The 19,814-nt window shown below is 38.3% G+C and carries 17 protein-coding genes and 2 pseudogenes; 8 read left to right on the top strand and 11 right to left on the bottom strand.

Going from position 1 to position 19,814, the window contains the following annotated elements:
• Positions 1 to 42 precede the first annotated feature (42 nt).
• A complete protein-coding gene (locus IGJ39_RS02220) occupies positions 43 to 2,379 on the top strand; it encodes an ABC transporter ATP-binding protein/permease (protein WP_019723919.1) in 2,337 nt (778 codons plus the stop codon).
• 177 nt (positions 2,380 to 2,556) lie between these two features.
• Here the strand turns inward: IGJ39_RS02220 and IGJ39_RS02215 are convergent, their stop codons facing one another.
• The 3 genes from IGJ39_RS02215 to IGJ39_RS02205 all read right to left on the bottom strand — a co-directional run bounded on the left by IGJ39_RS02215 (position 2,557) and on the right by IGJ39_RS02205 (position 5,118).
• Positions 2,557 to 2,790: a type II toxin-antitoxin system PemK/MazF family toxin gene (locus IGJ39_RS02215; protein ID WP_272019741.1), complete on the bottom strand. Its 234-nt coding sequence runs from the start codon at positions 2,788 to 2,790 to the stop codon at positions 2,557 to 2,559.
• A gap of 151 nt (positions 2,791 to 2,941) precedes the next feature.
• Complete coding sequence (locus IGJ39_RS02210; protein ID WP_019723917.1) at positions 2,942 to 3,649, bottom strand: DUF4811 domain-containing protein; 708 nt, start codon at positions 3,647 to 3,649, stop codon at positions 2,942 to 2,944.
• The gene (locus IGJ39_RS02205) at positions 3,646 to 5,118 is read right to left on the bottom strand and encodes an MDR family MFS transporter (RefSeq protein ID WP_019723916.1); all 1,473 of its coding nucleotides are present in this window, start codon (positions 5,116 to 5,118) and stop codon (positions 3,646 to 3,648) included. Before IGJ39_RS02205 ends, IGJ39_RS02210 begins: the two co-directional genes overlap by 4 nt.
• 134 nt (positions 5,119 to 5,252) lie before the next feature.
• Here IGJ39_RS02205 and IGJ39_RS02200 point away from each other — a divergent pair, with 134 nt between their 5' ends.
• Positions 5,253 to 5,720: a MerR family transcriptional regulator gene (locus IGJ39_RS02200; RefSeq protein WP_010736380.1), complete on the top strand. Its 468-nt coding sequence runs from the start codon at positions 5,253 to 5,255 to the stop codon at positions 5,718 to 5,720.
• A gap of 189 nt (positions 5,721 to 5,909) precedes the next feature.
• Here IGJ39_RS02200 and IGJ39_RS02195 read toward each other — a convergent pair whose 3' ends face one another.
• Complete coding sequence (locus IGJ39_RS02195) at positions 5,910 to 6,458, bottom strand: PadR family transcriptional regulator (protein WP_019723915.1); 549 nt, start codon at positions 6,456 to 6,458, stop codon at positions 5,910 to 5,912.
• A 103-nt stretch (positions 6,459 to 6,561) separates the two neighbouring features.
• Between IGJ39_RS02195 and IGJ39_RS02190 the strand changes: the two genes are divergently transcribed.
• Positions 6,562 to 7,095 carry a phenolic acid decarboxylase gene (locus IGJ39_RS02190; protein WP_023519065.1) on the top strand — a complete coding sequence of 178 codons (534 nt, stop codon included), beginning with the start codon at positions 6,562 to 6,564 and terminating at the stop codon, positions 7,093 to 7,095.
• 264 nt (positions 7,096 to 7,359) lie between these two features.
• The gene (locus tag IGJ39_RS02185) at positions 7,360 to 9,039 is read left to right on the top strand and encodes a hypothetical protein (protein ID WP_019723809.1); all 1,680 of its coding nucleotides are present in this window, start codon (positions 7,360 to 7,362) and stop codon (positions 9,037 to 9,039) included.
• Positions 9,040 to 9,225: 186 nt separating this feature from the next.
• On the opposite strand, the pseudogene IGJ39_RS02180 reads toward IGJ39_RS02185, so the two are convergent.
• The 7 genes and pseudogenes from IGJ39_RS02180 to IGJ39_RS02150 all read right to left on the bottom strand — a co-directional run.
• Positions 9,226 to 9,425: pseudogene (locus IGJ39_RS02180) on the bottom strand (Txe/YoeB family addiction module toxin); the annotation flags it as partial.
• Between the two features lie 7 nt (positions 9,426 to 9,432).
• A complete protein-coding gene (locus tag IGJ39_RS02175; protein WP_019723810.1) occupies positions 9,433 to 9,702 on the bottom strand; it encodes a type II toxin-antitoxin system Phd/YefM family antitoxin in 270 nt (89 codons plus the stop codon).
• 195 nt (positions 9,703 to 9,897) lie between these two features.
• Positions 9,898 to 10,128: pseudogene (locus IGJ39_RS02170) on the bottom strand (DUF3788 family protein); the annotation flags it as partial.
• 21 nt (positions 10,129 to 10,149) lie between these two features.
• The gene (locus IGJ39_RS02165) at positions 10,150 to 10,317 is read right to left on the bottom strand and encodes a hypothetical protein (protein WP_019723812.1); all 168 of its coding nucleotides are present in this window, start codon (positions 10,315 to 10,317) and stop codon (positions 10,150 to 10,152) included.
• A 105-nt stretch (positions 10,318 to 10,422) separates the two neighbouring features.
• Positions 10,423 to 10,830: a GNAT family N-acetyltransferase gene (locus tag IGJ39_RS02160; protein ID WP_019723813.1), complete on the bottom strand. Its 408-nt coding sequence runs from the start codon at positions 10,828 to 10,830 to the stop codon at positions 10,423 to 10,425.
• A 269-nt stretch (positions 10,831 to 11,099) separates the two neighbouring features.
• Positions 11,100 to 11,930, bottom strand: a complete 831-nt coding sequence (locus tag IGJ39_RS02155; RefSeq protein WP_029594149.1) for an endonuclease/exonuclease/phosphatase family protein — start codon at positions 11,928 to 11,930, stop codon at positions 11,100 to 11,102.
• Positions 11,931 to 12,058: 128 nt separating this feature from the next.
• Entirely contained in the window at positions 12,059 to 14,221 is a 2,163-nt protein-coding gene (locus IGJ39_RS02150) for a PTS transporter subunit IIBC (RefSeq protein ID WP_195339576.1), read from the bottom strand.
• Between the two features lie 284 nt (positions 14,222 to 14,505).
• Between IGJ39_RS02150 and IGJ39_RS02145 the strand changes: the two genes are divergently transcribed.
• The 4 genes from IGJ39_RS02145 (at position 14,506) to IGJ39_RS02130 (ending at position 19,542) form a co-directional block, all read left to right on the top strand.
• Complete coding sequence (locus IGJ39_RS02145) at positions 14,506 to 16,800, top strand: glycoside hydrolase family 65 protein (RefSeq protein ID WP_019722729.1); 2,295 nt, start codon at positions 14,506 to 14,508, stop codon at positions 16,798 to 16,800.
• The gene (gene pgmB, locus IGJ39_RS02140; RefSeq protein WP_019722730.1) at positions 16,793 to 17,458 is read left to right on the top strand and encodes a beta-phosphoglucomutase; all 666 of its coding nucleotides are present in this window, start codon (positions 16,793 to 16,795) and stop codon (positions 17,456 to 17,458) included. The genes IGJ39_RS02145 and pgmB overlap by 8 nt, the downstream gene beginning before the upstream one ends.
• Positions 17,451 to 18,461: an aldose epimerase family protein gene (locus IGJ39_RS02135; RefSeq protein WP_438764153.1), complete on the top strand. Its 1,011-nt coding sequence runs from the start codon at positions 17,451 to 17,453 to the stop codon at positions 18,459 to 18,461. Before pgmB ends, IGJ39_RS02135 begins: the two co-directional genes overlap by 8 nt.
• Positions 18,462 to 18,525: 64 nt before the next feature.
• Positions 18,526 to 19,542: a LacI family DNA-binding transcriptional regulator gene (locus IGJ39_RS02130; protein ID WP_019722732.1), complete on the top strand. Its 1,017-nt coding sequence runs from the start codon at positions 18,526 to 18,528 to the stop codon at positions 19,540 to 19,542.
• The last annotated feature ends 272 nt before the right edge of the window (positions 19,543 to 19,814 follow it).

The following is a 19,814-nucleotide window of genomic DNA, read 5'->3' as shown; positions in this document are numbered from 1 at the left end:
TTATTAGTATAACGAATATTTCAAACGGAAAGAAGGGTGACAATGTTACAATTAAAAGAGATAAAGAAATATTATAAAGTTGGTGAAACAACGACAAAAGCATTAGACGGCGTATCCGTCGCTTTTAGAAAAAAAGAATTTGTAGCCATTTTAGGCCCAAGTGGATCTGGTAAAACAACCATGTTGAACGTGATCGGCGGCTTGGATAATTATGACTCTGGCGATATGGTCATCAACGGGAAGTCCACAAAAGATTTTAAAGACAGCGATTGGGATGCTTATCGTAATAATTCCATCGGTTTTGTTTTCCAAAGCTATAACTTGATTGGTCATCTAGGGATCATTGAAAATGTCGAGCTTGGGATGACGTTAAGTGGTGTCTCTAAAGATGAAAAACGGAAAAAAGCGGAGGAATCATTGCATCGTGTTGGATTGACCGACCACATGCACAAAAAACCCAATCAATTATCTGGTGGACAAATGCAACGTGTCGCAATTGCACGTGCTTTAGCCAATGACCCTGACATCCTTTTATGTGATGAGCCAACCGGTGCTTTAGACACAGAAACAAGTGTCCAAATCATGAAGTTGATTGAAGAACTATCCAATGAGAAACTAGTGATCATGGTCACACATAACCCTGAGTTGGCACATGAATATGCCGATCGGATCATTGAGTTCTCAGATGGAAAAATCGTTTCTGATTCTAATCCACATATCGAACGTCCAAAAGATGATCAATTTAATCTACGTCGGACAAAGATGAGCTTTTGGACCGCATTAAAATTATCTTTCAATAATATTCGCACAAAAAAAGGCCGGACATTTTTGACTTCCTTTGCTTCAAGTATCGGGATTATTGGGATTGCGATCGTATTAGCCCTATCTACAGGATTCCAAAAACAAATTGATCAAACACAGTCAGAAACGATGGCTCGTTTTCCAATTACGATTTCCAGAGTCACCACTAGTCCTCCTTCTGAATCGGATGGCTTGAGTTCCAACACAGCCGAATATCCAGATACAAAAACTGTTACCGCAAAAATCAGCGATGAAGACCGGGCACAACATACAAATAATATCGACCAAGAATATGTTGATTATGTAACGAGTATCGACCCTGATTTAAGTAATAATATTGGTTTTACCCGCACGACTGGTATCAATTTATTAAGAGATGTTGACGGCGAAGTACAGCCTGTTAGCTTTTCGAATCAAAACCCAGATTCTGAATCACTGTCCTTCTCAAGTGCGATGTCTTCCATGACTGGCGTAGGTGTTTCTAGTTTCCCAACACAACTAGACGACCAAAAAGACAATTTCTTAGAATCAAATTACTCATTACTTTCTGGTAGTTATCCGACCTCTGCAAATGATGTCGTATTGATCGTCGATGGCAATAACAATACCAATATCAATGCGTTGAAAAATTTAGGCTTTGATGTGAAAGACGGCGAAACGCTTGATTTTGACAAAATCGTCGGCACTACTTTCAAATTAGTGAACAATGATACGTACTATACAAAATTACCGACAGGAAACTTCATTCCTAATACGGATTACCAAGCGATGTACGAAGATGCCTCCAGAGAAGTTAAGATTTCTGGTATTCTACGGGTCAAATCTTCTTCTACGATGAATCTGTTATCTCCGGGTATTGCTTACAGCGACCAATTGACAACAGAAATCGTCAATGAAAACAAAAATTCTGAAATCGTTCAAGCGCAAAAAGACAGCGATATGAACGTATTGACGACCGAAAAAGTAGATGACTCAGCAAAACAAACATTGATCAGCTATTTAGGTGGAGACAGCTTACCTTCAAGCATCATGATCTACCCAAATAATTTTGGCGATAAAGAAGAAATTCTAAACTATTTAGATGAATTCAACAAAGGAAAATCAGATGAAGATAAAATCATCTATTCTGATTTAGCTGGAACGATGACCGAATTGACTGGTGGATTGATGGATGCCATCACGTATGTCCTGATTGCTTTTGCTGGTATTTCACTCGTTACAAGTATGATCATGATCAGCATTATCACTTATACTTCTGTGATCGAGCGGACGAAGGAAATCGGTGTCTTGAAAGCATTAGGTGCGCGTAAGAAAGATATCACACGGGTATTCGATGCTGAGACTTGTATCTTAGGGATTTCTTCTGGTTTACTAGGGGTCTTGATTGCTTGGCTAGCGACTTTCCCAATCAATAGTCTCTTGTACAATATGACTGATTTAGAAAATGTTGCTCAACTAAATCCTGTACACGCCTTGATTTTGATTGTTGTATCAACGATCTTAACGATGTTAGGCGGACACATCCCAGCTCGTATGGCAGCGAAGAAAGATGCAGCGATTGCTTTAAGAGCAGAATAGTAAAATATAATCGAAAAAAACACAGTTGGTTTTGATATTACTTGTCAAAACCAACTGTGTTTTTGCTTTATTCTTTTGTTCGTACTATGTAGCTCGCGGTTTCAAAAGGGCCTATATATCTACTTATCAATTCAATTATTTCTTCCTAAGATAAATTGATTCTCAACCACCCGATCTCTAAATAGGGAAAGAAAAATTTTTAAGAAATCTTTGTGCAATATCAAAAAAAGCTTCTTCCTCTAATGTATCAATGTATTTAACATTTCTTTTAGCTTTTTCGGTATAGTCAAGAGAGAATACTTGAAGCGTATTTACTTTGCTTCTCTTTACTTCATCTAGCTTGAACTTATCGCTTTGAATAGGCACAAGAAATGGTCTATTTTTATCACTTGTAGTAATTGGGCATAGGATAATTAAATTTGTTGCTAACGAACTTTCTATCCTCTACTCTCTAAATACGTAAAAATCTAATTTTTCTTCATTCCTACTTCCATAAAAAAATAGTGGATAAAGTATATTACCGAATACTTCATCCACTATTTTTATCATATTATTAAACTATCTACTTCTTCACTTCTGCAACTAATTTTGCCAATGCTTGTTTTTGATAGGTTGTCGCTAAGTCTTTTGATACTTGTTGTTGTTCTTCTTGAGACATCGTTGGATTTTGGGCCATAGCCTTCATCAAGCCTTCTTTGACAAATTTTTGGGCATCGGCTTCCATCGTGCTTTTTTGTTCTTCGACACGTTTTGCCAATTCAGAAGCTTGGTCGGTACTTAATTCAATCCAATCAGCGGGAAGTTTGAACGTATTGACCCGGCGTTCATATTCATGGTTATTATCCGCCAAGTTGAACCAGAATTTGTATTGGTCATTTTTATAAACCCAATAAGTTGTTTCACTGACTTTTTCTGCTTTGCCGTCCGTTTGTTCGACCTTATTTGTTTCATTTTTTGTGCCAGTTGCTTTTGGTTCTTTTTGCTTGTCATCTGTGCGATATAAGTAGACTTTTTCTGTCCCATCTCCTAATGACTGATAGAGTAGCATATTTACTTCTGACTGGTCCGCACTAGAAACGATCGGAGTCGTTTTTGTTTCTGTCACTTCTTCCATACCAAAATGATTAGTGATATTTCCTACGATCAGCCCTAACGAGAGAACAAACAGTAAGCCAAAGACGAGTGAAAGAAGTGTTTGCCACATTTTTTTTGCAAACACATTCGTCAAAGCAAAAGCAATGACACTGGCAATCAATACGAAAATAATCATGCGTTATCCCCCACTTCCACCACTACTGGTTCTTTTCTTTTTAAGAAGAAAGCAATCGCAAAACCAATCAAGCCGAATATGATTGCGACAAAGAAGGCCGCATGGTAACCAGATAAAGTCGCGTTGATTGCTTGATCTTTATAGGCTAAAGGTGTACTTTTCAATACAGCATCCGTTGGTAGATTATCTTTCGTAACATTCGTCAACACACTGATCAAAATCGCAGTTCCGATCGAACTTGCGATTTGGCGGAAGGTATTGTTCACCGCTGTTCCGTGGCTGATCAAATTGTTAGGTAAAGCATTCATTCCTGATGTTGTCACCGGCATCATGACCATTGAGATCCCAAACATTCGGATCGCATAAAGAATGACGATATACAAAACAGGTGTCGTTTCAGTCAAGAAGGCAAAAGGTGCTGTAGCTGCTGTTAGGATGAACATCCCAACAATCGCAAGACGTTTTGCCCCGTGTTTATCAAAAATCGCACCAGTGATCGGCATCATGGCACCCATGATCAATGCACCAGGAAGCAACATCAAGCCAGAGTGGAATGCCGATTCTCCACGAATATTTTGAATATACAATGGCACGACCATTTCCGCACCGACCATCGCCATATTCGTTACGCCAGCTAAAATCGCTGCAATCGTAAAGGTTGGCGATTTGAAGACACGTAACTCTAGGAAAGGATGTTCTAAGTGCAATTGACGCCAAGCAAATGCGGCGATAAAAATCACACCGACAATCAAGAAGCTGATTACTTTTGTACTTCCCCAACCAGCGTCTCCTACGCTTGAAAATCCGTATAGCAAACTACCAAATCCAATCGTTGAAAGAATAGCAGAGAAAATATCAATACTTGGATTAGATAAAGGAATCACACTTTTCATCAAAAAGAATGCGAGTACTAAGACAAGAACGACGATTGGAATAACCATTCCAAACAGATCGCGCCAATGATAGTTATCAATGATATAACCAGATAATGTTGGACCTAATGCTGGCGCTAATCCGATAACGATCCCAGACATTCCCATAGCAGAACCTCTTTTTTCTGGTGGGAAGATCGATAGCATAATATTTTGCAATAATGGCATAGATACCCCTACCCCACACGCTTGGATCAATCGTCCAATCAGTAGTGTGCTAAAGTTAGGAGCCGTAAAACAGGTGATCGTTCCAATCAAAAAAATCGTCATAGCAGACAGATATAATTTTCTAGAACTAAATTTATTGATCAACCAAGCAGTGATGGGAATCATGATCCCGTTCACTAGTAAAAATCCTGTTGTCAACCATTGCACATCAGAAGCTGAAATATCAAAAGCTTTCATCAATGCTGGAAAAGCAGTTGTCAATAAAGTCTGATTCAAGACTGTACAAAATGTCCCAATCAATAACACGACAACTAATAGTGTACGATTATATGGTTTTCCGTAAATATCTACGGGTTGATTCTTACTCATGTTTCTCCTTCTTTCTGAATGTTTTCTGAAATCACTAAGATACTTTATTCCTATTTTTATCTTTTGTCAACCTACTTGACACGATAGTCAACAAAAGTATAATTAAGGGAACAACCAACAAAGGAGTGTGACGAATGGTGGGGGCTTCACTTAAACAATTATTGGAAAATGACCATTTATTAGTAGGCATCAGTGAATTGAGTGAGATCGTCGGAGTTTCACCACGACAATTGAGATACTGGGAACAAAAAGGCTTTATCCAATCCGTTACTGCTGACGCGAATTGTTCAAGAAAATACCGATTACCGACAGTAGTCAAAGTTGAGATCATCAAAAAATTTTTAGATGAAGGGTACACGTTGACCAAAGCCGCTGAAAAAGCTCAGGAACGTTTAAACAAAATGCACCATGTCCGAAAAGTTTTCTCAAAGTCCATCAAGGACATCCAATTGATTGATGAACGTTATACACTCCTTTTAATTGGCGACTTCAATGATCTGGAACAGCTATGTATTATTCATGACGAAGAAACGGATGAACTATCTTATAAGATCCTTCCAGCAGATGAAACGATCGATCCTAAAAAAGTACTGGAAAAATAAGAAAAGATTGCAGGTTGATTTTTTTACTCCATTAAAACTTGTAGCCGACATGCTACAGTTAAATAAAAAGCCACCACGAGGTCTAGACAGAAGTGTTCATCCTCGAGAAATAAGGCGCCATCCACGAAAATTGTTTTTCAAATTTTTGTGGATGGCGCCTTTTTAAGTTGTTTGTCATAAACTTTCCATTTATTTTCTTATTTCTTGTTCCAATACTTGTGTCAACCAGTTGATATATTCGGTTTCTCGATTGATTGCGTGAGACAAGATCAGATAATGGCCATAATTTTCATGTTGGTCTTTTTCTGTCGGGAAAATCACTCGTTGTCGGACGAATAAATGCTGTCTTTTTTCTTCATGAAGCTCCTTTTGCTGTTCAAGAATCTCGATCCATGTTGGATCATTGATATCTTTCACAAAATACAGTTTCAAGACAAATTCATCTCGGTTGACTGGAAGTTCATTTGGCGAGGTATGGATCCATTCGTTTAACAAAACACGCCCTTCTTCAGTCAGCTGATAAATTTTCTTTTCTAGCTTGACTCCAGTGATCCCTACTTCATGTTTGATGATTCCTAGTTCTTCCATTTTGGCCAGTTCAGGATAGATCTGACTATGCTTTGCCTGCCAGAATTCACCGATTTCATTTTTGAATGCTTGATTCAATTCATACCCCGTTTGATTTTTTTTGCTCAGTAATCCCAGTAATATATAGCGTAATGTATTTTTTCTAGCCATCAAAATTTCCTCCTTGACATTCTCTCAAAATCATTCTATCATAATCACGTAATCAAAAACATGTAAATTATTACATGTTTTAATTTAAAGGGAGATGTTTTACATGAAACAATTCAAAAACTTAGAAGATTTTATTGGAACTCACTTTATCTATACGTATGATAATGGTTGGGAATATGAATGGTATGCAAAAAATGACCACACCGTTGACTATCGTATTCATGGCGGAATGGTCAAAGGTCGTTGGGTCAAAGATCAAGAAGCAGATATTGTAAAATTAACAGATGGTGTTTTTAAAATCACTTGGACTGAACCAACTGGTACAGACGTTGCTTTAGACTTTATGCCAAATGAGAAAAAACTCCATGGCACGATTTTCTTCCCTAAATGGGTCGAAGAACATCCAGAGATCACTGTCACTTTCCAAAACGAACATATTGCGGAAATGGAAGCTGCTCGTGAAAAATATGAAACATACCCAAAACTAGTTGTTCCAGAATTTGCGACAATTACTTATATGGGTGATGCGGGTGTTGATAATGAAGATGTAATTAGCGAAGAACCTTATGAAGGCATGCCAAAAGACATTCGTGAAGGTCGTTACTTCGACGAAAACTACCGTCGCATCAATAAATAATCACTCTACCTCACTCGTATAAAATCAAAAGCCACTCCTTCAATTGATGAAGACCAGTGGCTTTTTGATCATTATAAACGGAGGCTTTTGTTTCTACCCTTTATTTTATTGTAAATAAATGTGGTCATTTAACTTTTCCAATTGATTTCTTTATGATTTACATAAATAATTTCATGTTATTTTCAAATTTTTTCTAATTCCTTGCCTCTCTTTTCATTAACCTTTATGATAAGTTTAGTTATTATATGAAAAGGAGCCAAACAGTTGAAAAAATATAGACCATATTTTTTGATTTTTATTTTCGCAATTATTTTCGTATTGCCAAATATATTATCACACAAATTGATCATCGGGGCTGATGCGCCATTTCATTACAATCGTTTTTATGATGCAGCCCAACAAATTATTCACGGAGACTTACACTACTTCCCATCGATGTATGGCTTTCAACAAAGCGGTCGGATCGTCAATGCAATCTACGGTCCCTTATTCTCATACTTTCAAGGGTTGATCGTACTCGTTGCTAGAAGTTGGTATCATTACCAGATTTTATCGAATTTTATCCTCTTCCTTATCGCAGGTTGGTCCATGTTGACTTTGTTGCGTTATGTAAAAGTACGTGAATGGGTAAGTGTACCGGTTTCAGTCCTGTTCATGACGACCTATTCGATCCAATATTGGGCTGTCAATCAAGGTTTTACGAGCTGGGGAACAGTATTTTATCCTTTATGTATGATCCCGCTCGTTGATTTCATCGTGCATAAAAAATTCCCTGTACTTAAAGTAACTGCAGCGATTGCATTGATGACGCAGATCCATCTGCTATCTTCTGTGATGCTAGTATTGATGTATATTCCTTTTTATGGGTATTATTTCTTCACACAAACCAACAAGGGAAAAGCTCTTTTACAATTAGGGAAATCAATTTTGCTTTACTTTATCCTAACGGCAAACATCTGGGTAGGTATGGCGATGGTTTACAGTGGTAATGAGATTCTTCCACCTTTCGTCAATCGACGCATGACAGAGAAATCAATCAATCTTGAGGGAAGTTACTGGTTGAATTATCCGAAAATCCTACCTGTCGTTTTATTTGCTGGATTTTTATGTTTCTTATTGTTCCGAAAAAGAGAAGAACTGTTTCCAAAACTTTTGTTGCGCACAAGTGTTGTGTTCTTCTTACTTTCAACCAGCCTGATCCCTTGGAATACATTAGTTGAAAACGAAGTACCATTTATTAGCTTGATCCAGTTTCCGTTTCGTTTCTTTGTCCCATTTACCTTGCTTTTCTTACTTTACTTTGCGATTGTCGCCAATCGTTGGGAACACAAAACCTGGTTACGGATAGCTGCGACCTTACTGATCCTGATCAGTTCTGTTCAGACCATCCAAAACTTATACCGTCACCTCGATAAATGGGAAGATGAAACCTTTGTCAGTCGTCATACGTATTTGTTCGATACACCTGATGAAGCAAGAAAAACCTTCTATAGTCGTGATATGTCGAAAAGTTTATTTGTTTTCCAAAAGACAACACCAGACTATTTGCCGATCTATAAACAAACGACAGCGAATAAATACGATCGCTACAATGAAGAAATTTTGGAAAATGAAACAACGTTTATCAAATCCCATCCTGATGGTCGGTTGAGCATCAAATGGAAAAACACTGGTGAACCAACTGTTCATGTACCAGTCATTGTTTATGATCGCACCGTCTTGATGCAAAATGGACAGAAATTAACGGATATTGAATTGACCGATATCGGGACACCGATCGTCAAGCAGCATAATGGCATTAACGAGATCATTCTTTATTATGACCTTCCAGTCTATTTCTACTTCGTTGTTGCTGCGACTATTGCCGGTTGGCTATCCTTTTTAGGCATCTATCTTTCACAAAAGTTTAATTTTAGGAAAGAAAAAAATGTGAAAATCAGCTAGACTATCATTTTTTTAGAACGTTCAAAACATATATGATAAATTGACGACTAAGCGGGGCTGTGACAGATTGACTGTCACAGCCCCACTTATGTTTTAAAATTTGAAAGTATGAAAATCATCCTTTCTCTGCATACAATCGATTGGTTAGTAATGATCTTTTGCAGAATAAATAAAGATCGTCTCATTCTAAACTATATATGTCAGTCTGTGTTCATCTGTAATCCTTCTTGACCATTTCCAAGATAAAACATACTTTAGCGGTTCAGGTTTTCCTAATCCAGCAAAGAGAGAACGGTCGATATCCTTTATTAACTTATTAATTTTTTTATATTCGTTTTGTTTCCTTGCTCATACCAATAAGGATAGTCCTCCCAAGAATCATCAGATCAAGCATTAATCATCAGATTCAACCTCGATTAAATCATGTGTCTTAAACGAAACTCTAGAAAATTGTTCATCTCCTCGATGAATTTTTTCCATCACGTAACTATTAGAAAGTGTTCTTAATGTTTCTTGCATAGAGTCATAGTCTCTTTTTGACAAGACAACCACTTTGTCCTCCACATCTTTACTTGTTACAATCAGAGTTTCTGCGTCTTCATTGACTTTCTTCATGTAACTACGTAAATTTTGTCGGAAATTAGAATATGCGACTGCTTCCATGACTTTTCACTCCCCCTTTAGTATTATCTGAATTAATTGTACAATTAATCAAATGAACATTCTTTTAAATTTTTATTTTAATAACTTTAAATTTCATTCTCTAGTACCCCGTAAGATATATTCTCCATATTTTCTATATGGTTACTCTGCCGCTTACTTATAAATACGTTTGTTTCTTCTTTATTTTTTAAATAGCTATCTGATCGCCACAATCTTCATCAAATCGTTGATGTCTGCTTCTGTCTTTAATTCAAATAGCAAGGGCCAACTAGATGGACCGAATTTTTTTCTTTTTTTCCAGTTTTCTTGGATCTCCGGTTGTAATTCGGCCTGTAGCCGTTCCATTTCACTCACTTTCTTATCGGTTATCGTCATTGTTACGATCAAGCCATTCTTTTTAAAAATAATATCAAATAGCCACTTTTTTTTATGCCAATAACCAAATTGTCAACTATCCCAAAATCTAAACTCACGTTTCACCTCATAACGATTATTTAATATCTCTTCTATCTTAGGTAGTCGTCCGTAAGCATCCTCACTAGTAAACATTTTTATTGATTCTTCTGTGGGTTCATTCTGTTTATCTGATAAAACTTCCGCTTTATTTCGTTTCATAACCTCATTCTCCTTAATCATAGTATTCATTGACAAACACTAAAACCATTTCTTTGAAATCGTTATCAAAATAGTGAAATACTTTAATTATCCTATCTTCAACAACTAAAACTCTTTGTAAAACGATACGAGATTACCTTTGTCGCAAGAAACAAATCCAAATCCCTCATAAAAGTGCCTTACATCTGGAGCATCTTCAGTCAAAAGAATTTTCTGTCTTACGTCTTTATATTCCTGTAAAATCTCAGCCAGTAAATAAGTTCCTATCTTTTTATTTTGGTAATCAGGATGAACTAAGAGATCTTGAATATATATAATTGTCTGACCATCACCAACCACTCTGATCAATCCTACTAATTTATCTTGATGCCAAGCAGTTATTACGGATAAGGAATGAGCGATTGCTTTTTCTAACCTATCTAAATCATTCGTATAACTAGTCCATCCCACACTGGCATATAGATTTTCAAGTTCACTTTTATGTATCTGTGCATTGGTCTGATAATTTATCATGGATTTTCACTCCTATTTATTTTAGCTTGCTCTTTTTATATCGTTACTTCGATTATATCAATATTCCTTCTAAACAGCTTGGTATAACTGCAAAGCAAGGCTACTTATCTCAATTTTTATCTGGCTATTCTAATATTGGTTTACAAATGTTTTTCTAGACCACCAATAATAGTCAGCAATGCTATAAAAGCACATCTTTTTAAAACAGCTGACTGTTTTTAAAAGATGTGCTTTTTTATTATTCGCCTTTTTCTATTTTCACTCTCACTTTATAGATCCATTTCCACAGCTACTCCAAAATGATCACTAACGATCGGACCATTCGTCCCATCAAAGACGCGCGTATACGTACTGACTTTACTCTCCGTTGGAACGAAAATATAGTCGATTCGCAGTGCTTCTGTATTGTTTTCCCAGCCATCGATTTTTTTCTCGATCGTGGCTTCTTCAGATTTTTGTTCAGCTAAAATATATGAATCTTTGATGTTCAATTGGTTGTCTTCATTAACTAAGCGATACCCTTCCTCACTTGCTGGATTATTAAAATCACCCATCAACAAGCAAGGTATTTGATAAGTTAGGAGTTCTTTCTGTAAGAATTGCCACTCGTAGGCAAAGCCCGTTTCTATATCTGACCACCAAGAGAAATGACAGCTTGCGACAACGATTGATTGATTGTCAATAACTGTTTTGGCAACAAGGATCATGCGTGTACGGTAGTTTTCTTTTTCTTTTGTTTCAGACACTATGTATGCCCGACTATCCAAAGGAGCCTTTGATAAAATAGCGTTTCCTTCTTCGTACTTGTCATAACCAATATGACTCATTTCCCAACTCCAAAAATAGGATTCTCCTGCTTCTGCCAGTCGTTGGATCAAGCAATAAGCGAAATTATCTTTGTGGATTGGGGTCTGATTCGTTACTGGACAAAAACCGACTAGCTCTTGTTCATTTACGATTTTTGTTTCAATCAGTTGATTGACCTCTTGTAAAGCAATGACATCATAGCGCTCAGTTAAAATCTTGTCTGCAAGGTCTTGTAGTTTAGTTACTGGTTCTTCTTCCAACCAACTATGGGTATTCAACGTCATTATTTTCACTTTTTTTGAACCTCTTTTCTATTTTTACATAAAAATCAGAGACTGTTACGTCAGCGCTGATCATTGAAGAAATCTCTCCTCAATCGTCTCGCTTTTTCGTCACAATCTCTGATCACTTCTTTTATTTATTATAGCTTGATTTTTCCGATTTCTGTACCCATTTCAACAGAACCAAGTGTAGTGATCGCCACTTCTTTCACTTTATCATCTGTGAAAATGACCATGATCGTTGTATCTTTTCCTTGTTCTTTGACTTTCGCCAGATCCATTCGAGCAATCGGCATACCTGGTGTGACTTCTTGTCCTTCTTTCACAGATACTTCAAATGCAGGTTGCGCCATTTGGACAGTATCGATTCCCATGTGGATCAGTACTTCTGCGCCTTCAGCTGTTTCCATCCCGATGGCGTGTTTCGTTGGGAATACGCTAACGATTTTACCCGCTACTGGAGCAGTGATCGCATCTGTTTCAGGAATGACTGCAAAACCGTCACCCATCATTTTTTGTGAAAAGACTGGATCATTGACCGCTGCTAAAGCAATCACTTCTCCTTTGGCTACTGCGTACAATTCTTTTTCGATTCCTAATGCTGCTGTCGCTGTTTCTTTTTCCATCACGACTTCTTTGACTTGTGGTTCAGGAATATCTGCGCCTGATTGCAACAAATCTTCAATATCTGATTTTAACACATCTGCTTTTGGTCCATAAACTGCTTGGACACCATTGTCTTTGACGATCAAGCCCATTGCGCCAGCACGTTTCCACGCGTCTTCTGAACCAACTCTACCTCGATCTGCCACTGTTACACGTAAACGCGTCATACAAGCATCCACGTCTTTGATATTTTCTTTTCCACCTAATAAATGGATGATTTGGATAATTTGTTGATCCGCCGCTCCTGTTGTCGTGCCAGCGGTTGTTTCTTCACTATCATTGTCATAGTTTCCATTACGTCCTGGTGTCGCAAAGTTGAATTTCTTGATCAAGAAGTTTGCTAAGAAATAAGTGACTACGCCAAAGAGAATGACACAGATGACGAAGTTGATCAAATCGCCGCCAAGTCCTGCTTTGATCCCTAATGGTGTTCGCGTCAATAATTCGATATTCCCGAAGGAGTGGACACGCAACGGTAAAATATCCGCCATCGCAAAAGCTGCTCCTTGGATCACTGCATAGATCGCATACAGTGGAACTGCCGCAAACATAAACATAAATTCTAGTGGTTCTGTTACCCCTGTTAAAAAGACAGCTAAAGCAGCTGAGAAATACATGGATTTGTATTTTGCTTTTTTGTCTGGATCGACATTGCGATACATCGCAAGCGCCATCCCCATCAAAATACCAGAAGAACCAATCATTTGACCGACTTTGAAACGTGCCGGTGTCCAATTGTTCAAGACGAATTCATACTGTGCCATGTCTCCTGCACCTCGCAGGTTCACTAAGTCAGTTGCCCAAGCTAACCATAATGGATCTTGACCAAATACTTGTGTACCGGCTTGTGCGCCAGATAAAATCTCATAGGTTCCACCTAATTGCGTATAGTTGATTGGAATCGTCAACATGTGGTGTAAACCAAAAGGTAGTAATAACCGTTCTAATGTTCCATATAAAAATGGTGCTAAAATTGGTGCGCTATCTTGCGATTGTGCAATCCATAAACCAAAGTTGTTGATTCCTGCTTGAATAGCTGGCCAAACTGCTGCCAAAATAAGAGCTACGATCGTTGACCAAAGAATCACTACAAAAGGAACAAATCGTTTCCCATTAAAGAAAGAAAGTGCATCTGGTAATTTACGGTAGTTATAGTATTTGTTATAAGCCATCGCACCGACGAACCCAGCGATGATCCCTACGAATACCCCCATGTTCAATGCAGGAGCTTCTAAGACACTCGTAAAGAATCCTTTCACCATGATTCGTGTACCGAACAACGTATGTGTGAAGGCGTCTTCGTTTGCTAACATCTCTGTTGTGACCCCGAAGATCGCTCCTGTGATCCGATTGATCAAAACAAACGAGATTCCGGCAGCGAATGCACCACCTGCTCGTTCTTTTGCCCAACTACCACCTATCGCTAATGCAAATAATAAATGCAAGTTCCCAATAATTGCCCAACCAATACTTTCAAGAACGCCACCCGTAGTGACAAGTGCTGCCATGTTCGGGTTGATCAATGGGATCGATTTCCCGATACTGATCATTAAACCAGCAGCTGGCATAACTGCTACAACGACCATTAAAGCCTTTCCAAATTTCTGCCAAAAATCAAAACTAAACATTTTCTTCAATTTCTATCTCTCCTTTACGCAATCGGTTTCGTTAATTCGTATTATAGAGGTAATTCCTTTTTTTGTAAATGCTTTATTTTTATTTTATTTATTTTTTTATCCAAAAGCATGATACAGCTAATATAATAAGAACTATAAAGAAAAACTAAGGCAATGATGCTTTCTATCCCCTTGCGAAGTATTCGCCAATAAAAAAAATTGAGTATTTATCAGTTTACTATTGACTGACGCAACCGGTTGCGTTTATTATAAACCTAAGAAATGAAACATTTAGGAGGAGAATCATGAAACAAATCAAACGCTTATTCCAAATCGACCCTTGGAAAATCAGCACGACAACATTAGATAAAGAAAACTTGCGCTTGCAAGAGTCATTGACAAGTATTGGAAACGGCTACATGGGAATGCGTGGAAACTTCGAAGAAACGTACTCTGGCGATCATCACCAAGGCACTTATTTAGCAGGCATCTGGTATCCTGACAAAACTCGTGTGGGTTGGTGGAAAAACGGCTATCCTGAATACTTTGGAAAAGTCATCAATGCAGTAAATTTTATTGCAATGGATATTTACATCAACGACCAATTGATTGACTTAGCTTCACTAGATCCAGAAGATTTCTCTTGGGAATTAGATATGAGAAACGGGGTCTTGTCACGTCAGTTTACGATTACGACAGCTACAAATAAAGTCCGTTTCTCATTTGAACGTTTCTTGAGTATTGTTAAAAGCGAAGCGGCTTATATTCGTGTAAAGGTTGAATTGATCGCCGGCTCTGCCACTGTAAAATTTGTTTCGAAACTGGATGGAAATGTCCAAAATGAAGATAGTAACTACGATGAGCATTTCTGGAATCAGATCGACCGTGGCACAAAAGACTCGATCGGTTATTTGACAACGAAGACCATTCCTAATGCATTTGACATTGAGCAATTCACCGTCACTGCAGGCATGCGTCATTTTATCAACGGAGAAGCAGCGACACCTCTATTTGAAGAACAAACATTAGCGTTACAAGGTGTCTTCTCGTATGATCTAACACAAAACGAACCTGTGGTCGTAGATAAAGAAGTCTTGATTTTGACAAGTCGTGATATCCCTGAAGCACAACAAGTGGCAACACTTATGGATGAATTTGATCAGTTAACTACTCATTATGATGAAGCCAAAAAAGAACAAACAACCGCTTGGGCAAAACGTTGGGAATTGGCTGACGTAGTGATCGAAGGTGACGACGAAGCGCAACAAGGCATCCGTTTCAATCTTTTCCAATTGTTCTCTACTTATTACGGAGAAGACGAACGGTTGAACATTGGACCAAAAGGCTTCACTGGCGAAAAATACGGCGGTGCGACGTACTGGGATACAGAAGCTTACGCTGTGCCATTATATCTGGCATTAGCTGACCCAGAAGTCACAAAAAATTTATTGAAATACCGTCACAATCAGTTACCACAAGCCATCCACAATGCCCAACAACAAGGATTGAAAGGGGCGCTTTATCCAATGGTGACCTTTACAGGTGTCGAGTGCCACAATGAGTGGGAAATCACCTTTGAAGAGATCCATCGTAACGGTGCGATTGCTTACGCGATCTATAATTATACAAATTATACTGGCGATACCTCTTATCTGAAAAATGAAGGACTTGAAGTATTGGCTGAGATTGCTCGTTTCTGGGCGGATCGTGTTCATTACTCCAAACGTCAAAACAAGTATATGATCCACGGCGTGACTGGTCCGAATGAATACGAAAACAATATCAATAACAATTGGTACACGAACACGATTGCCGCTTGGGTCCTTCGTTATACTCGTGAAAATTATTTAGCGTTCAAAGAAGAAACAACCATTGAAATCAGCGAAGAAGAATTAGCAAAATGGGCAGATATTGTCGAAAACATGTACTACCCGATCGACGAGGAACAAGGAATTTTTGTCCAACATGATACATTCCTAGACAAAGATTTGATGCCAGTTTCGGATTTACCACTTAGCGAATTACCATTGAACCAAAAATGGTCTTGGGATAAGATCTTGCGTTCTTGCTTCATTAAACAAGCGGATGTGTTACAAGGCATCTATTTCTTCAATGAAGAATTTACAAAAGAGGAAAAACAACGGAACTTTGATTTCTATGAGCCGATGACCGTTCACGAGTCTTCTCTTTCTCCAAGTATCCACGCGATTTTAGCTGCTGAACTTGGCTTGGAAGAAAAAGCGGTCGAAATGTACCAACGTACTGCTCGCTTAGATTTGGATAACTATAACAATGATACGGAAGATGGTTTGCACATCACGTCAATGACAGGTAGTTGGTTGGCTATCGTTCAAGGTTTTGCACAAATGAAAACCGCCCATGGCGAATTATCTTTTGCACCATTTTTACCAAACACATGGAATGCCTATTCTTTCCATATCAATTACCGCGGTCGCTTGATTTTCATCGCTGTTTCTGATGAACAAGTCACCTTTACATTACTGAATGGTGAGGCACTGGAATTGACTGTGTATGGACAAACACAAGAGCTAACAGATCAATTGACGATTCCATTAAGAAAGGACGATGCACATGTTTAAAGGTGTCCTATTTGATTTAGACGGTGTCATCACCGACACAGCAGAATTCCATTATCGCGCCTGGAAAAAACTTGGTGAAGAAATCGGGATTTCAATCGACCGAAATTTCAACGAACAATTAAAAGGGGTCAGCCGAGAAGATTCATTAACATTGCTTCTTGCTTATGGCAAGAAAGAAAATGACTTTTCAAACGAAGAATTCGCTGCTTTAGCTAAACGTAAAAATGAGTATTATCTAGAAATGATCCAAGAAATCACGCCAGCAGACGTATTTCCGGGTATTGTTCCTTTATTAACAGAATTAAAGAAAGCTGGCATCAAGATCGCCTTGGCTTCTGCTAGTAAAAACGGACCATTATTACTAGATAAAATGCAACTGACAGATTACTTTGATGCGATTGCTGATCCTAGCAAAGTAGCAAGTGGCAAACCCGCCCCTGATATCTTTTTATTAGCAGCCAAAGAAATCGGATTAGAGGCGACTGATTGTTTAGGTATTGAAGATGCAAAAGCAGGCATCCAAGCGATCATCGCAAGTGGTGCTTATCCTGTAGGAGTTGGACGCAAGGAAGATCTTGGGGAGGACATTCCGATCGTCGCTGATACGTCTTCGTTAACACTCGACTATCTACAACACGTTTGGCGCAAAGATGTCTGAACCAAGCATCTCTGTCCTCCCCATCAAACAAACAAATCTAAAAAAAATCACATTGAAGAACGACGAGCTAGAAGTCGTTCTTCTCAATTATGGCGCTCGCTTGCATCAAATATTCACAGCAGATAGATTTGGACAAATGGAAAATATCTTACTCTCTTACGACAACCTTCAAGATGTTTTATCTGATCAAAGTTTTTTCGGTGCAACGGTTGGTCCAGTGGCAGGTAGGATCAGAAATGGTGAATGGGGACCTCACCAACTAGAAAAAAATAATGGCAACCATCATATTCACGGCGGAACAAACGGCTGGTCCTTTCAGTTTTGGGAGGTAGAAGTATTCAAATCACCTCAAGCAGTGGGTGTCGTCTTTTATTTAAAAGATACATTTTCATGTTATCCTGGACCCATCACCGCGACTGTGACCTATCAATTAGAAGGAAATAGATTAGTGATGATCACTAAAGCCAACAGTGTAGTAGAAACGATTTGCAACCCGACAAACCATGCCTATTTCAATCTATCTGGAAATGGAAAACGTGATATTGATTCCCATCAACTCCAGATTCAATTAGATAGCTTGTTACTTTTGGATCATGACAAATTACCTACAGGGGAAACACTAGACAAAGCGGACTTACCCATCAATTTTCAAGAACCAAATACACTGACAGAGATTTTATCCACGTATCCTTCAGGTCTTGATGACGTTTTTTTATTAAATACGCCTAAACTCACCAAAAATAGCTTAACTTTATCAGAAGAAGCTTCCGGTCGTCAAATGAATATAGCAACTACGAACAAAAGTATGGTATTATTTTCTACAACTGGGTTCGATGCAGATTTACAGATCAACGGTCAAAACATGCATTCTCATTTTGGCTTAGCGATCGAACCACAAGAAATACCAGATATCGTTCATTTCCCGGAGTTCGGCTCGATTATGCTACGCCCTGGACAAGAACGTGTCAACCAAACAACTTATGAATTTAGTACATTCACTTAACCAGTTTTATTTAACTTGGTTTCAACAAGACGATGGACGATGAAAAAGAAAGGTGATTTAACTTATGGCAATTACAGTGAAAGATGTTGCAAAAAAAGCAGGCGTAGCGACATCTACTGTTTCTCGCGTGATCAATGACCATCCAAGTATTTCCGAAACAACGAAAAAGAAAGTACGAAAAATCATGGATGAACTAGGATATGTCCCTAATATCACAGCGAGAAATCTTGGTAAACGTGTATCAAGCGCTGTAGGTGTCATTCTTCCACCACTCGATTCCAAAGAGCGTCTTGGCAATCCGTTTTATTTAGAAATCATGGAAGCAATCAACGAAGAAGCACGACATCACGGTGTGACAACAGCTATTGCTACCGCAAAAAGTTTCGACGTCTTATTAGAGAACGTTCAGCGGATGCATTTACAAAAACAAGTTGATGGTTTTATCCTAGTCTACTCCGATAGTGATGATCCAGTCATCGATTATCTTTATGAACAACAGATTCCGTTCACACTGATCGGACAACCATACCATCATGAGAACGAAATCATCTACATTGATAACGACAATCAACTGTTAGGAAAGCAAGCCACCGAATTTTTGATCGATAATGGCCATAAAAATATTCTTTTCGTGACCAATACAACACATGAAAGTTTATACTTTGAACGCTATTTCGGTTATCAAAAAGCGATGATGTTAGCAGGACTGAACGCCCATCCAAGTGTGACCTTGGAACAGGCTGAAGATTACTTGGATTTTGACACGATCTTAAAAAAAGCTGAAGCGACAGCGCTAGTTGTTATCGATGATATTTTTGCTTTACGCACGATGCAACTCGCCCAAATGTATGGCTATATCATCCCGGAAACCCTTTCGATGATCAGCTTCAATAACTCGATTTTTTCTACATTGATGCATCCTTACTTAACAAGTATCGACATCGATATCTCTGAGTTAGGTCGAGTCGCGATGCAAAAATTACAAGAACTGATCCATGAAGAAGTGAGCAATGGTGTACGTTTAGTGATCCCCCATCGTTTGATCAAACGCGAAACGGTCGTTCCATTGAAAGAAAAATAGGGCATCCATTCCTAGGCAAATCAAATAAAAATAGCAAAGCATCTTGTCTTCGGACAAAAGATACTTTGCTATTTATTTTACTAGTAATCAACTGATCCATTAACGATAAGTCCACATTTGTATTTGACTAGAAATAATCAAAAAAAGAAATCTCTTCTATTCTTTCTAAAAATCTCTTAAAATGTGGTTAAAGAGGCATGCCTAAACATGCCCCATGTAGTCCGTTCAAAGCGGATGGCATCGATAGAGCATTAGAGCACGTCTACTTCGCC

Origin of the sequence: Enterococcus sp. AZ140, from assembly GCF_051714405.1 — a bacterium.
In the GTDB taxonomy this organism is placed as follows: domain Bacteria; phylum Bacillota; class Bacilli; order Lactobacillales; family Enterococcaceae; genus Enterococcus_B; species Enterococcus_B pernyi.
The sequence above is the reverse complement of the archived record's forward strand: the minus strand, read 5'-3'. Positions and strand labels throughout refer to the sequence as shown.

Bases quoted from the DNA above. Each gene is read 5' to 3' on its own strand.
- IGJ39_RS02135 (WP_438764153.1), top strand. From the start codon at position 17,451: ATGTCTGAACCAAGCATCTCTGTCCTCCCCATCAAACAAACAAATCTA.
- IGJ39_RS02195 (WP_019723915.1), bottom strand. From the start codon at position 6,458: ATGGCTAGAAAAAATACATTACGCTATATATTACTGGGATTACTGAGC.
- IGJ39_RS02130 (WP_019722732.1), top strand. From the start codon at position 18,526: ATGGCAATTACAGTGAAAGATGTTGCAAAAAAAGCAGGCGTAGCGACA.
- IGJ39_RS02145 (WP_019722729.1), top strand. From the start codon at position 14,506: ATGAAACAAATCAAACGCTTATTCCAAATCGACCCTTGGAAAATCAGC.
- IGJ39_RS02160 (WP_019723813.1), bottom strand. From the start codon at position 10,830: ATGATAAATTATCAGACCAATGCACAGATACATAAAAGTGAACTTGAA.
- IGJ39_RS02190 (WP_023519065.1), top strand. From the start codon at position 6,562: ATGAAACAATTCAAAAACTTAGAAGATTTTATTGGAACTCACTTTATC.
- IGJ39_RS02200 (WP_010736380.1), top strand. From the start codon at position 5,253: ATGGTGGGGGCTTCACTTAAACAATTATTGGAAAATGACCATTTATTA.
- pgmB (WP_019722730.1), top strand. From the start codon at position 16,793: ATGTTTAAAGGTGTCCTATTTGATTTAGACGGTGTCATCACCGACACA.
- IGJ39_RS02220 (WP_019723919.1), top strand. From the start codon at position 43: ATGTTACAATTAAAAGAGATAAAGAAATATTATAAAGTTGGTGAAACA.
- IGJ39_RS02210 (WP_019723917.1), bottom strand. From the start codon at position 3,649: ATGATTATTTTCGTATTGATTGCCAGTGTCATTGCTTTTGCTTTGACG.
- IGJ39_RS02205 (WP_019723916.1), bottom strand. From the start codon at position 5,118: ATGAGTAAGAATCAACCCGTAGATATTTACGGAAAACCATATAATCGT.
- IGJ39_RS02175 (WP_019723810.1), bottom strand. From the start codon at position 9,702: ATGGAAGCAGTCGCATATTCTAATTTCCGACAAAATTTACGTAGTTAC.
- IGJ39_RS02165 (WP_019723812.1), bottom strand. From the start codon at position 10,317: ATGAAACGAAATAAAGCGGAAGTTTTATCAGATAAACAGAATGAACCC.